12 protein-coding genes are annotated in these 12,664 nt (G+C 50.5%); 5 read left to right on the top strand and 7 right to left on the bottom strand.

Translation table 11 applies throughout. The features are described from left to right. The first annotated feature begins 50 nt into the window (after nt 1-50). The 3 genes from ACOQPM_RS20990 (at nt 51) to ACOQPM_RS20980 (ending at nt 3,880) form a co-directional block, all read left to right on the top strand. Complete coding sequence (locus ACOQPM_RS20990) at nt 51-593, top strand: DinB family protein (protein ID WP_420632211.1); 543 nt, start codon at nt 51-53, stop codon at nt 591-593. A 99-nt stretch (nt 594-692) separates the two neighbouring features. Further along, the gene (locus ACOQPM_RS20985) at nt 693-1,307 is read left to right on the top strand and encodes a TetR/AcrR family transcriptional regulator (RefSeq protein WP_420632210.1); all 615 of its coding nucleotides are present in this window, start codon (nt 693-695) and stop codon (nt 1,305-1,307) included. After that, entirely contained in the window at nt 1,304-3,880 is a 2,577-nt protein-coding gene (locus ACOQPM_RS20980; protein WP_420632209.1) for a PEP/pyruvate-binding domain-containing protein, read from the top strand. Before ACOQPM_RS20985 ends, ACOQPM_RS20980 begins: the two co-directional genes overlap by 4 nt. 34 nt (nt 3,881-3,914) lie before the next feature. Here ACOQPM_RS20980 and ACOQPM_RS20975 read toward each other — a convergent pair whose 3' ends face one another. From ACOQPM_RS20975 to ACOQPM_RS20945, 7 genes are all read right to left on the bottom strand, one after another. After that, complete coding sequence (locus ACOQPM_RS20975) at nt 3,915-4,181, bottom strand: type II toxin-antitoxin system RelE family toxin (RefSeq protein WP_420632405.1); 267 nt, start codon at nt 4,179-4,181, stop codon at nt 3,915-3,917. Continuing rightward, nucleotides 4,162-4,368 carry a hypothetical protein gene (locus ACOQPM_RS20970; protein WP_420632208.1) on the bottom strand — a complete coding sequence of 69 codons (207 nt, stop codon included), beginning with the start codon at nt 4,366-4,368 and terminating at the stop codon, nt 4,162-4,164. Before ACOQPM_RS20970 ends, ACOQPM_RS20975 begins: the two co-directional genes overlap by 20 nt. Before the next feature lie 76 nt (nt 4,369-4,444). Continuing rightward, entirely contained in the window at nt 4,445-5,617 is a 1,173-nt protein-coding gene (locus ACOQPM_RS20965; RefSeq protein ID WP_420632207.1) for an aspartyl protease family protein, read from the bottom strand. Nucleotides 5,618-5,619: 2 nt separating this feature from the next. Then, a complete protein-coding gene (locus ACOQPM_RS20960; RefSeq protein WP_420632206.1) occupies nt 5,620-7,527 on the bottom strand; it encodes a S9 family peptidase in 1,908 nt (635 codons plus the stop codon). A gap of 80 nt (nt 7,528-7,607) precedes the next feature. Further along, nucleotides 7,608-8,453 carry a nucleotidyltransferase domain-containing protein gene (locus ACOQPM_RS20955; protein ID WP_420632205.1) on the bottom strand — a complete coding sequence of 282 codons (846 nt, stop codon included), beginning with the start codon at nt 8,451-8,453 and terminating at the stop codon, nt 7,608-7,610. Further along, nucleotides 8,450-9,436 (bottom strand): GNAT family N-acetyltransferase, encoded by a 987-nt coding sequence (locus tag ACOQPM_RS20950; RefSeq protein WP_420632204.1) that lies wholly within the window; start codon nt 9,434-9,436, stop codon nt 8,450-8,452. Before ACOQPM_RS20950 ends, ACOQPM_RS20955 begins: the two co-directional genes overlap by 4 nt. Next, entirely contained in the window at nt 9,436-10,041 is a 606-nt protein-coding gene (locus tag ACOQPM_RS20945) for an ArsR/SmtB family transcription factor (RefSeq protein ID WP_420632203.1), read from the bottom strand. Before ACOQPM_RS20945 ends, ACOQPM_RS20950 begins: the two co-directional genes overlap by 1 nt. A gap of 473 nt (nt 10,042-10,514) precedes the next feature. Here ACOQPM_RS20945 and ACOQPM_RS20940 point away from each other — a divergent pair, with 473 nt between their 5' ends. Together ACOQPM_RS20940 and ACOQPM_RS20935 are read left to right on the top strand one after the other, a co-directional pair. Then, a complete protein-coding gene (locus tag ACOQPM_RS20940) occupies nt 10,515-11,249 on the top strand; it encodes an acyltransferase (RefSeq protein ID WP_420632202.1) in 735 nt (244 codons plus the stop codon). Between the two features lie 105 nt (nt 11,250-11,354). After that, complete coding sequence (locus ACOQPM_RS20935) at nt 11,355-12,557, top strand: glycosyltransferase family 2 protein (RefSeq protein ID WP_420632201.1); 1,203 nt, start codon at nt 11,355-11,357, stop codon at nt 12,555-12,557. Nucleotides 12,558-12,664 lie beyond the last annotated feature (107 nt).

Raw genomic sequence — 12,664 nt, 5'->3', positions numbered from 1 at the left:
GTCTTGCAATTGCTTAGATTTTACCTGAACTGGATAGTTTGGGGAATTTGATGGTTGCGAGAAACGGCCGTTCGTCTATCATCTATTGCATGACACATCCCTTGGTTACTCAACTCCATTTTGCCCGCAGCGAATTTATGCGCTGCCTGGAAGGACTTTCTGACGAAGATGCGCGTAAGCGCCTGCTGCCGATGAACTGCATTAGCTGGATGATTGGTCATTTGGCGGTGCAGGAGCAGTTTTACTGGATTTACTTTGCACAGGGGAAGGTTGTAAAACCGAAGCTGTATGAATTGGTAGGATACGGCCGTCCGGCTAGCACCCCGCCATTAGCAGATATGATGGAGGCGTGGCAAACAATTACGGCCGTTGCCGACGATTACCTGGCCACGCTCACCACCGACCAACTTACCCAACATTTGGGCGATGGCGAAAAAAAATCGCGTGAAAGCGTGGGCACGATGCTGCTGCGGAACACATATCATTATTGGTTCCACACCGGCGAAGCCCATGCCGTGCGGCAACAGCTAGATCACGATGAGCTGCCGCAGTTTGTAGGGAATATGAAGACGGCCGTTTACCAACCAGAATAACCCCTTCATTAGCGTCAAGCTGATCCCCAATTGATTGTTTTTGCACACCGATTTCAGTCGCTAATTGACAATTTGTAAATTCATGATACGATTCATATCATGAATTTAGATGAGAAACGTGCCTACAACAGCGAACTGCGTCAGCAGCAGAAACAACAAACCCGCAACCGCATATTAGAGGGGCTTGTAAAAGTCATGGCTGATGGTTTGGTGGATGTTTCGATTCCGGCTGTCGCTGAGGCATCTGGGGTATCTATTCCAACAATTTATCGCCATTTTCCAACCAAACAAGCTCTTGTTGCTGCCTTGCCCGCCTACCTGGCTCAAAAAATTGGTGCCCCGTCCCTTGATCCTCAGCCTGATTTCCCAACTTATCTAGAAGCGTTAAATCAGTTCTATGCCAAAGCGGATCAAATGGATGACACTTTAAGAGCTGCAGCAATGAGTGAAGCGGCCGTTAATCTTCGTCGCACCACGCGCCCAGAACGTTTGCAGATGATTGAAGAGATGCTACGGCCGTTTACGACTGATCTACCAGCGGCTGAACAAGAACGGCTAAGAAATGTCGTGCTTGTTTTAGCATCTTCCGCCGTAATGAAAGCATTTACCGATTATTTGGGTACTTCCTGGGAGGCAGCGGCTATACATGCCACTTGGGCTATTGAAACGTTGGTGCATTCCGTATCTCAACCTCCTGCTGGAGAGGTCGAATGAATATTTGTATATTGCCCGTGGAAAACGGCCGTTCCACCCCCACACACATCGGCGGCAAAGCGGCAAACCTCAACCAGCTCATGCTAGCTGGTTTTACTGTGCCAGCAGGTTTTGTCATTACCACCACAGCCTACGACGCTTTTGTCACCGCCAATGGGTTGACTACTGAGATTCAGTCCCGGTTAGGAAATGCCACTGGGGAGGATGACGACATCCTCACTCAATTTTTGCGGGCAGAACTGCCCAAGCAGCTTGCTGAGGAGATCGTCTTAGCTTACCAGAACTTGGGTGGTGGATTGGTAGCGGTTCGCTCCTCTGCAACCGCCGAAGATTGGGCAGAAGCGAGTTTTGCGGGGCAGCAAGAAAGTTATTTGAATGTAGCAGGGGAAACGGCCGTTCTTGACGCTGTGAAAAAATGTTGGGCAAGCGTCTGGAGCAGCCGAGCAATTGCCTATCGCGCTCGTCAGGAAATCAATTCGGCTCAGGTTCGGATGGCCGTGCTCATCCAGCAGATGGTGCAGCCTGATTGCGCGGGCGTGTTTTTTACCCAAAATCCGCTGGTTTCAAACGATGACACGATGGTTGTAGAAGCGGTGGCTGGGCTTGGAGATAGTTTGGTGAGCGGCCATGCTCTGCCTGATCGTTATGTGGTCAATCGGCAGAGTGGCGTGGTGGAAACGGCGCAAATTCAGGGGGAAACGGCCGTTCTCAGCCCACAGCACATTATGCAGCTTACCCAAACCGGGCAAAAGGTAGCCAGCTTGTTTGGTTCTGCTCAAGATATTGAATGGGCAATTGCCGATGGGCGACTATATCTTCTGCAAAGTCGCGCCATCACCACGTTACCTACGCCAACCGTGTTACCGCCAGCCGAAATTGATGTGCCAGGTGATGACAACTGGCAGCCAGAAGAAGAAATCCAGAGGCAACCATTTGATTTATGGACGCGGGCAAATTTTGGTGAGGTGCTGCCCCATCCGGTAAGCCCTTTGACGATGTCTAGTTTGCAAATGATTGGTGATGAGGCCGAAGTACAGCTCCCAACTGGTGAAAAAATCCAGATGGCGCGGCGGATTTACGGCCGTATATTCGCCAACGAAGGCGGTCTAAGGCAATTTGCGGCAGAAATCGGATTGCCAACCTCGTTTATTGATGCCACCTGGGGTAGCCGCCGACCAGATTTGCCACCAAGAGCTGGGTTTCAGCCGTGGCGTCTGCTTTACCGACTGCCCCAACTGATGTGGCAAGGTGCCAAAGCGCAACGCCCCAAGCCTCCCAAAGAGAACCTGCTGCCAAAAGATGAGGCTGAGTTGTACAAGCAAATTGACGCCTGGGCTGAGGATTTCCGCCAGAGCGACCTTTCCGCTTTGGATACTGACGAGCTATGGCACACGATTTGCACCGTTTGGGAGCCACGACGGGTGCAAATGTATCAACGACATACCAAAGTGAGTACAGTGGCTTTCATAATGTTTGCACCCCTGGATTGGCTGGCAAAGCAGTGGGGGAAGGATGCGCAACTGGCGCAATCTCTGATAGCTGGCATATCCGGCGTTTATGCAGCAGAGATGGGGCCAGCTTTACAGCAAATTGCCCAAGCGTTGCAAAAAGCTAATTTGGCGATCGTGGTGCTCAATAATTCGCCAGAGAGCGCTTGGGAGAAGCTGCAAACCATGCCAGATGCTGCGCCTGTCAAAGAGGCTTTGGCTCAATTCCTAACCGAGCATGGGCATCGTTGTCCGGCAGAGCCAGAAATTTCGCTCCCACGCTGGGTAGAAGCACCAGAGCAGGTTTTGGCGCTGGTTGCGGGCTATTTACACAAAGTGCCTAATGAAGAGAGCGAACCAACTTCGTCACCTTCTGTAGCAGCACAGCAAGAGATAGCACAGCGGCTGGGACTAATTCGTCTTGCAATTTTCCGCTGGATTTTGCACCAGGCTCAGGCACATATGCGCCGCAGAGACAACAGCCGCCACTTTATGGCGAAATTGGAACTGCCGCGCCGCCAGCTTTTTGTCGCCTTGGGTTCTCGCTTGGTACAGCAAGGGGTTTTGAATGCAGCCGAGGATATTTTCTTTTTGACCCATGCGGAAATTCGGGCTGTGTGTGAAGGCGAAGCAACGGCCAGTATGAAAAATACGGTACGACAGCAAACGGCCGCTCGCCAAGAGGCGTATGAATTTTGGTGTTCCTATCCCATCCCAGAGGCTTTGGATGCAGATTGTCGGCCTTTGCCGCCACCCAAACAATCAGGGGGCAATGATTTGTCGGGTGTGCCAGCCAGCGGTGGTGTGGCGACTGGTCGTGTGCGAATCATTCGCCACCCGGAGCAGGCCGGGCAATTAAAACCGGGGGATATTTTGGTGACGCTGGCGACTGATCCGGGTTGGACGCCTGTATTTCCGTTGGTGGCTGGGTTGGTGATGGTTTACGGAGGACAGCTTTCGCACGGCGCAATTGTGGCACGTGAATATGGCGTCCCTGCTGTGGTGAATGTGCCCGAAGCGATGTCTCGCTTACAGGAAGGCATGGTGGTAACGGTTGATGGGAGCAACGGCCGTATTTTTTGGTAATGGTTATGGCTGTTTACTAACCAGAACTAAAAAGCTACCTATTTCGGTACACATTTTTTCTGTGGGCGACACGAACAACTTCAATGACAAGGATTGAGGAAAAAATATTGTAGATGACGCGGTAGGAGCCAACGCGAATGCGCCAAGTTTGTTCTGAGCCAACCAACTTACGACAACCAGTTGGGCGTGGATTAGTTGCCAACGAATCTACGGCCTCTACAATTTTCTGAACTTTGTCTTTGGGTAATTTTCTTAGCTCTTTGCGAGCGGAGCTTTTCCATTCAATCTGATAAGAGGCCATCACTTTTCAGCTCTTGTTTCAAAATCTCGTGAGAAATGGTGGGTTCACCCTTGCGTTCGGCAACAACAGCTAGGTCTTCCAAATCTTCCAGTAGGGTCTCAAAATCTTCGATTGATAATATGACACTACTCCGCTCGCCGGATTCATTGGTGATGTATTGAACTTGCATATCCTTTAATATTGCCATCTCAAATTCCTTCTGCTACCGAATTGTTATTCCATTTTAGCATACGGATTTGCCTAAGTACAGATATGTAATTCGCTTACCTGGCCTCTTCCAAATAAAGTTTCATAGTGTTGAAGTCGAACGTGAGAGCAAAGTTGCGGAAGAAGCCGTGGGAAATGAGGCCACCCATGCGAAACCCAAGACCATCTTCCAGCGACGGCGGAAATGGCCCGTAGATGCCAACCACGTTTTGGGCAGCGGCATCTCCTAACGTGAGCTGCTCGACGTTAAAGGGAACGGCCGTTACCTGCCCGCCACCTCCTTCACCCGTAAAAGATTCATTCTGCGGTAACTGAATCTTTCCAGCTTCCAGCGTGGATTGTGGGCAAAGAAAGCCGCCGCCAGCCAAACCAGTATCAACTAGCATCAGCATCGGGTCACTTTGGTTCACGGTTCCCCAAGCGACCATCAAATGATCGCCGACGAGCCAAAATGGGACGCGAATGGTGTCGGTTGTATCCACTTGGGCAGACGGTCGTCTCAAAATCAACTGATTTTGCGGATACGCTATGGTGGCCAGAAAGTGGTAAAACAGCACCGTGCCGATGATGCCATGCACGGGAACACCACCCGTAACGGCCGTAAACCGCGCCATATCCAGCAAATGCACGGGCACATTGTGAATCGTCCAGTCACCCAATGTTATACTGTCGAGACGGCCGTGTTCGTAATTTGCCTGTTTGCCGCCAGCAAAGGTCGCCCCTTCCGCGCCAAATTTGGTGACGTCAACCTGCTTGGCCATTGCCGGATCAATAATCAGTTCCGAAGCGCCGGTGTCTAGCAGCAGATTGGCTGGTTGGCCGTTAAGCTGGGCGGTTAAAAGCGGCAGCGGGTCGGTTTGCAGGAAAGGAAGTTGAATGGTGTCGGTTGAACCTGCGACGCGATACGGCCGTTCTGCCCCAAAACTCGCCAGCTTATTTGCTTGAGCCTCCCGCCCAATCTCCCGAAAATAGGGAGCCGCCTTGGCAAACTGATCTTGCCGATAATACAGCTCCGCTAATAATTTCTTGGGTTCCATCGCTTCCGGTTCAAGGCTGGTAGCTTGCTGTAACCATTGTTCTGCTTCAGCGAATTGGTTTTGCCACAACGCCAACTTGCCCAAATGGGTGAAGCCTTCAACCAGAAGTGGATTTTGTTGAACCAGACGCTGGTAAATGGCAGCAGCATCTGCAAAGTGCCCCTGCTGCCATTTTTGCTTTGCTTCTTTCATGTTTACGGCCGTAAATGCTTCACAAAAAAGTCGGTCATGGTGGTGTAGACCTTGACCCGATTTTCATATTTCAGCACGTCGTGACCCTCATCTGGGAACATGAGGTACTCTACCTCTTTGCCGATTCCTTGCAGATGTTCTACCAGCTCGCGCGACTCCTGCTCGATGACGCGCGGGTCGTTTTTGCCCTGCACTACCAGCATTGGAGCCGTGACTTGCTCAATGTAGGTGCGCGGCGAACGCTCACGCATGAAATCTTGCTCAGTTTCTGGGTCGCCAACCAGCATTTTGATGAACGGTTTCCACGTTTCTGGCACGCGGCTAGCAAAGGTGAGCAGGTCGTAGGGGCCAAACATATCAATTGCCGCTGACCACAGTTCGGGATGACGTGCAGCCAGGGTGAGGGTCATGTAGCCGCCGTAGGAACGACCCACAACGCCCGCGCGGCTGGTGTCAATGCGCCCATCTTTGGGCAGAACCTCTGTCATCGCATGAACATGGTCTAGCCGATCCTTACCGCCCCAGTCGCGCACCACGTGGTTCATGTAGTTGAAGCCGTAGCCGGTGCTGCCGCGCACGTTGGGCACAAACACAGCAAAGCCGTTGAGCGTGAGGAATTGAATAAACGGCATCGAGAACCAGGCAAAATCTGGCCGTTCCTGGCCTTGCGGGCCGCCGTGAATGTAATAGGCTAGGGGGCGGGCGCCTTCGTAGCCGAGTTCCGGGGCAGGCATGTACAAACGAGCCGAGATGCGTAAGCCGTCGTAGCTGGTGAAGGGGTAATCTTCGCCAGGAGAGAGCCATTCTTGGGGCAAGCCCAAAATGCGCTCACGAGTGTGCTGCTGGCAGTTGTCCCGGTTTGCGCCGCTGATTGTGTAGATTTGGGTGGGGGAAACGGCCGTAGAAAACGACAGCACGTACTCATCCTGCACCTTGTTGTACCGAATTGCTTCTAAAACCCCGCCAGATAACTCCCCTTTGCCGCACAGCAAATGGGTGAGCTGCATGGTCAGGTTCTCTTCATCCAGTTCGGCCTCATATGCCCAGGAGCTGCCGTCAATGTTGTAAATGATGAGATATTTGTTGCCAACCAGGTGGCGACCTTCTTCCAGTTCACCGACGCCTTCGTGCTGAAGGCCGTGAATAGGCACTTGCTTCAGGCCGTCTGGATTGTCAAGATCGAGGTAGGCAAGGCCGTAGGTGTCTTCAAATTCTGATGTGCCCAACAGTAGCCCCGTTTCATTGCGAATGAATTGGCTGCCGCCCACGTTGTATGTTCTGGGCGGATTTTGCGGATCGCGGGCCATCATTGGTGTGCCGAGCAGGGGCGTTGGTGCCTCATCCCCCAGGTTGTAGCGGAATAGCACACTGTCGCCTGCGCCGTACCCTTCGCCCAAAATGAATTTGGTTTTGTCTTCGTTGCTGCCATCGGGTGTGCCACCAAACTTGCTTTCATTGAGTTTAATTAGCTCGCCCGTTTCCAGGTTTGCCAGGTAAGAGCGAAACAACGATTCGGTGCGGGATTGAGCCGTGAAAACGAGGTTGTTGCACTCTAAATCAGGGCTTCCAGCGGCGACGCGGTGGTTGGCGAAGGCGTCGGCAAAAAGTGGTTCCGGGTAGCCACCTTCCAGCGGAATCATCATGGGAAGGTAATTTTCGTCGCCATCTTGGTCTAGCATGACGAGGATTTTGCCCAATTTGGGGAAGACAACGAAGGAACGGCCGTTCATCAAGTGCGGATTTTGCAGGGCAATGTCCGGGGGCAGCAGGGGTTCGGGCACGCTGCCGCCGCGATCCATCACGTAGAGGCTGTTACGGCCGTTCAGATTACTCACAAAATAGATGCGGTCGCCCACAAGTTGGGGCACCAAAAAGAGCCGCGCCGATAAAAATGATTCAATTCGTTTCATGATTTCTCCTATTTTTAGCCACAGATTTCGCGGATTTGTTGGATTTTTATGGCTAACCCGTGGAATCTGCGGCTAATGATCTACTTGCGTAGCTGCATGTTGAATAGTTTCCAGGTGGGGGCGGTGTCAATGTGGGGCAGGTGGATTTCTACCAGTTTAACTGTTTCTTCAATGAGGGTTTTGAGGTTGCTTACGGCCGTTTGCATATCCACCTCAAACAGCGCAGGCAGTCGGTTGGCAACGTTGGACGGTGCAAGCTGCATTTGGGCAACGGTGTAGTTGAGCCCCTTGATTTTGCCAGGGTGATACATCTGGTTTAATCCACACAGCACGCCAAAGATATTTTGGACGGCGTTCAGCAACTCTTCTTGCAGAAAAATAACTTCATTTCGGTCCACGCCCATCTTTTGCAGCACCCAATGCGGCCGAAAGCGGAGATGCTTCTTCACCAGCAGGTCGCTAAGTTCAGGGGGGTAGTTGGCCAGCTTTGTTTTCCAACTGTCCGTAATTTCTGCCCCTTTTAGCGGCAAGCCCGTCAGGATGCCATCGAGGGCAATGAACAGATTGTTTTCTTCCAAACTGGGTTCGGCCAGAAATTGGCCGACCATATTTTCGGTTTCGCTCACCCTGCCATGAGCAAAGTCGTGGCGGATGCCGCCGATATATTGGAAAAGGGCAAAGCCGTCTTGGGCATTGCCGCCGTAAAAGCCGCCGCCGGAGTCTAGCGCGGCTTGACGGTATGCTTCAAACGTTTCTTCGCTAGGCAGCGTGTCGTAATACACAATGATGTCAATATCAGAGTTATCGTCGGCCAACCCTTTGGCCACAGACCCCGTCACCAGGATGGCTTTGATGTGGGGATTTTGTTGGAAAACGGCCGTATTCTGGCGTGCTAATTCCAGAAGTGATTCACTTTTCGTTTTCATGTGGAGTTGAGCCTTTTATTGAAAATCACCGTTCGCTTGAGTGCTTCGAAGCCTAGGTTTTCATAGAGACGCAAGGCACCTGTGGGGTTTTGCGTATCCACGTCGAGCCCGGCGTGGTCAAGCCCTTCTGTCACAAAAGCCTTCATGGAATGCACCAACAATGCCGATGCCAACCCTTGCCCGCGCCAGGCAGGTAGCGTCCCCACAGCCTCAATCCAGCCTTCACCGATGCCACTCTGCTTATTTTTGGGCTCATCCACCCAATTTAGGCAAAAACCAACGATAGTATCCCCATCCATAGCCAGGTAGGTGAGGTCGCTGCGAAATTGCGGCATGCCCACAAAAAATTGCTGCCACAGCTCTTCTGTCATGGTTGGCAAGCCCCACTGCTGGCTAAACGCTTCATTGAACGTCTGCCGCAGGTCGTCATCCCACTCTGGCGTCCAGTTGATGATTTGCAATCCGTCGGGGAATGGCTTTTCGGGCAGGGGGACTGCCAGGCCGCGGCGCATTTTGTAGCTGTAGCGCACTGCCTCAAAATCATGTTGTTCAAACAGAGCGATGCGGTCTGCCATGTAATCCTGGCAGCTTGTGCGTAAAACCTGGGGCTTGCTGTCATTAAGCTGGCTAAATTTTTGGCGTGCACGGGTTTCCATCCATTCTAAAATGTGGCTGCCAATGCCCAAATTGCGGTAGGCTGGATGTACAAGCCCGCTAATCATCGCCAGATGCTCATCATCTTGGGGTGGGGCAAGCACCAACGCAAGCGCAGCGATTGTGCCGTCGTTGGTTACGGCTGTTAACGTATCACGCCCCACATTATCCCCCAACATGGCAAACAATTGCTGCACACGTTCTGGGGTGATGCCTGCTTCAGCCTTGTCAACTTCCACTGAAGCGTTCACCATTGCTTGAATCTGCAAGGCGTCATCTTCACGCAAGGCTCGCCACGTATACTGTTGGAGTTGTGTCGGAATTTCCATTAAGCATCTTCCTCGTCTGAGGGTGGTTGAATTGGGTAATAGGCAAGGGTGAGACCGTAAATTGGCTGTTCACTGTTGGCTTCCCCGCTGCTTTGTTCAGTTATTTCGTCCAGGATGGTTTTGAGACGGCCGTAAAATTCAGCATGTTGTTCTGGCGTTAAGCGCAAAGAGGCACGATACAAAATGCCAGTTGCTCCCTCTGCAAATGGGTTCTGCTCCGAATCTTGTACAGTTCGCCGAATTTCCGTTTCCGTTACGTTAAAAATCGTGGTTAACATCTGCTCCATCTCGGCGCTGGCAGCTGGTTGTTCCGTTAACAGGCTATTGTCAATGCGGTAGTGGTGTGCCACCACTTGGTACTTCTTCTCTAAAATTCCAGAGACGATATTTGTTTCCACAACCTGAATAAGCCCATGCTTTTCCATCAGGTTCACATGGTAATACAGCTTGGTAGCTGGAAGTTGCAGAAACTTGGCCACCTCTTTTACGGTTTTAGGATGCTTAAGGGATTGCAATATGTTTAGTCGTGTATTGTGAGCGATGACCTTTAGCGTTTCCAAATCATCAACCAGAAATTCTTGGGACAAGGTGAGGTTGGTTTCCATAATGCTTTACTTTTGCTAAATATTTAAAAAAATTAAAATGATGAGGCAAATTTTAATATCGCTGGCTGGATTTGTCAAGATACCTAATTATTCTCGCTGTTTTTGGAGTTGATGAGCCATAGTTCATAGGAGGTAGGGGCTACAGTACCTGTAAGCTCTTTCGTAAGAAATTGCTCACATAATTTGCCCCATTAGAAGATTACCAGGTGTCATAACGTACTGCACTTCAACCCCACTGTTTTCTACATTGTTCACTCGGTTGTTTTTGAAATTGATTGATTGTGACTATCGTGTAAAAGCGGGATAGTGATTTGAAATGAGCAAAGCCGTTTCTCCCGCTTTTACTGAGTAAATCACAATTTCGCGGCTCATTTTTCGTCAAAATACTTATTGTGATTTACATGGGAGCATCCGAGGCGGAGCTAACCTGGTTTTTGCCCAATTGTTTAATTACCAAACGGATAGTGACCAACGTGTCAAAAATTCTTGGAAGTTTGCAACTATACCTTAGTCGCCAGGCCGATGGGCTAGGGCGATATATTTTAGAGCAACTGCTCTTTTTACTCGTGGGCTGGGTGCCAACGCTGGTGGGTATTGGCTTGCGCGGGTTTATTTATCGGCTCATTCTCAACATGGACGGTATGGCCGCCATTGAAAATAATGTACGGCTCCGTTTTGCCAACCATATCACTCTGAAAAATGGTGCTTATCTGGACCAGGGCAGCTACTTGCATGCCTGCCCGGCAGGTATTGAAATTGGTGAAGATTCGATTGTGATGCACGGTGCGGTGCTGCACGTGTACAACTTTCGTGATTTGCCGAACGCTGGCATCAAAATCGGACGTGATAGCCTGATTGGGGAGTACAGCATCATTCGGGGGCAAGGTGGCGTAACGGTGGGAGACCGTGTGTTTACCTCGCCGTTCACCCAAATTATTGCTGTAAACCATATTTTTGATGATCCGAAACGGCCGTTTATCCAGCAAGGCATCACCGCAGAAGGCATTGTCATAGAAGATGATTGCTGGCTAGGCGCTGGCGCTGTCATCACCGATGGCGTTCGCGTAGGCAAAGGCTCTGTGGTTGCGGCGGGTGCCGTTGTTACTAAAGATGTGCCGCCGCATTCGGTGGTTGCCGGTGTACCCGCCAGAGTCATTAAAACAATAGATGGGCAGACCACTGCCCAGGAAAAAACCATCCATTTTTAAGATTTTCCAGAAGTCTACAGGTTGAGCTTAAGAAAACCTGCTTATAGTTTTGCGTATACAAAATTTTATTGAGCATACGTAAAAATGAATTGGTGTAACTAGATTATGACCACACTTTCCGTTGTAATACCTGCCTATAATGAAGAAGATGGCATTGCCGAAATCGCGCATCGCGTATTGGCAGTGCGTGATTCCCTACGTGAAGTGGGGGTAGATGGTTTGGAACTGCTTGTTGTTGACGATGGCTCTAGAGACAAAACAGTTGAAATTGCCAGCAGCATAGATGGCGTTACCTTAATAAAGCATCCGCAGAATAAAGGGTACGGCGGCGCACTGAAAACTGGCTTTAGCCAAGCCAAAGGCGAACTAATTGGCTTTCTGGATGCCGATGGCACATACCCCCCGGAATATTTCCCCAAATTATGTGTCGAAGCGATGGATGGCTCAGAAATTGTGGTTGGGTCTCGCATGGCGGGTGCCGACAGCCAAATGCCGCTCACGCGGCGAGTGGGCAACTTTTTCTTTGCCAACCTGCTTAGTATTTTGGGTCGTCAGCGCATTACAGACAGTGCCAGCGGGATGCGTGTTTTTAAGAAAGAAGTTTTAGAGAAGATTTATCCGCTGCCGGATGGCTTGAATCTGACTCCAGTAATGAGTACCCGTGCCCTACATGAACAGATCAAAATGACCGAAATCCCGATTCCTTACAGCGAACGGCTAGGTCGGTCAAAATTGAGTGTGGTGCATGACGGCCGTCTTTTCCTTGAATCTATGATTTGGACAGCCATGACCTATAATCCGGTTCGTATTTTGGGCTTGGTGGGGCTGGCTAGCGTTATTATTGCTGCACTGGTCATGATTGGCTTGGTTGTCGCGCGCATTGGTGACACGACGAGCTTGGGTGCTTGGGGGGTTACGGCCGTATTTACCGCCCTCATTACCTCTGTAGCTGGTATCAGCATCTTTGCACTGGGTGTTACCTTCAATTATATGGTTTCCATTTTTCATAAGCAGCCAATCCGCCAGGGTTTATTCCGCAAGCCAATCTTCAAAACGCCCATTAACCACCAGTTTGGCTGGATAGGCATTTTGGCTGCGGTATTGGGCATTGCCTTAGGTGCAGGCAGCCTTTCTTTAGCAATTAGCCAAAATTGGCCAATTCAGCGCGTATGGCTCTACCTGTTAGGCAGCGCCATGTCTACGCTAGTGGGCATTCAACTGATTATTTATTGGGTGTTGTTACGGGTTCTGGAAGAGTTAAGCCAGCGTGAGATTTTAGCAAAACGAGATTTACAAGGTTACGGATAAATAGTTTTTAGAAGTTCAACTTTTGTAATAACCAGAGGAAAGTGCTAAACAAAAAGTTGAACTTCTTTTATTTCCTCAGAAAAGATTACGGGCATAGCCAGGAGATT

It is taken from the genome of Candidatus Leptofilum sp., from assembly GCF_965223525.1.
Classification (GTDB): domain Bacteria; phylum Chloroflexota; class Anaerolineae; order Promineifilales; family Promineifilaceae; genus Leptofilum.
The sequence above is the reverse complement of the archived record's forward strand: the minus strand, read 5'-3'. Positions and strand labels throughout refer to the sequence as shown.

Bases quoted from the DNA above. Each gene is read 5' to 3' on its own strand.
- ACOQPM_RS20980 (WP_420632209.1), top strand. From the start codon at position 1,304: ATGAATATTTGTATATTGCCCGTGGAAAACGGCCGTTCCACCCCCACA.
- ACOQPM_RS20955 (WP_420632205.1), bottom strand. From the start codon at position 8,453: ATGAAAACGAAAAGTGAATCACTTCTGGAATTAGCACGCCAGAATACG.
- ACOQPM_RS20960 (WP_420632206.1), bottom strand. From the start codon at position 7,527: ATGAAACGAATTGAATCATTTTTATCGGCGCGGCTCTTTTTGGTGCCC.
- ACOQPM_RS20935 (WP_420632201.1), top strand. From the start codon at position 11,355: ATGACCACACTTTCCGTTGTAATACCTGCCTATAATGAAGAAGATGGC.
- ACOQPM_RS20945 (WP_420632203.1), bottom strand. From the start codon at position 10,041: ATGGAAACCAACCTCACCTTGTCCCAAGAATTTCTGGTTGATGATTTG.
- ACOQPM_RS20970 (WP_420632208.1), bottom strand. From the start codon at position 4,368: ATGGCAATATTAAAGGATATGCAAGTTCAATACATCACCAATGAATCC.
- ACOQPM_RS20990 (WP_420632211.1), top strand. From the start codon at position 51: ATGGTTGCGAGAAACGGCCGTTCGTCTATCATCTATTGCATGACACAT.
- ACOQPM_RS20975 (WP_420632405.1), bottom strand. From the start codon at position 4,181: ATGGCCTCTTATCAGATTGAATGGAAAAGCTCCGCTCGCAAAGAGCTA.
- ACOQPM_RS20985 (WP_420632210.1), top strand. From the start codon at position 693: ATGAATTTAGATGAGAAACGTGCCTACAACAGCGAACTGCGTCAGCAG.
- ACOQPM_RS20950 (WP_420632204.1), bottom strand. From the start codon at position 9,436: ATGGAAATTCCGACACAACTCCAACAGTATACGTGGCGAGCCTTGCGT.
- ACOQPM_RS20965 (WP_420632207.1), bottom strand. From the start codon at position 5,617: ATGAAAGAAGCAAAGCAAAAATGGCAGCAGGGGCACTTTGCAGATGCT.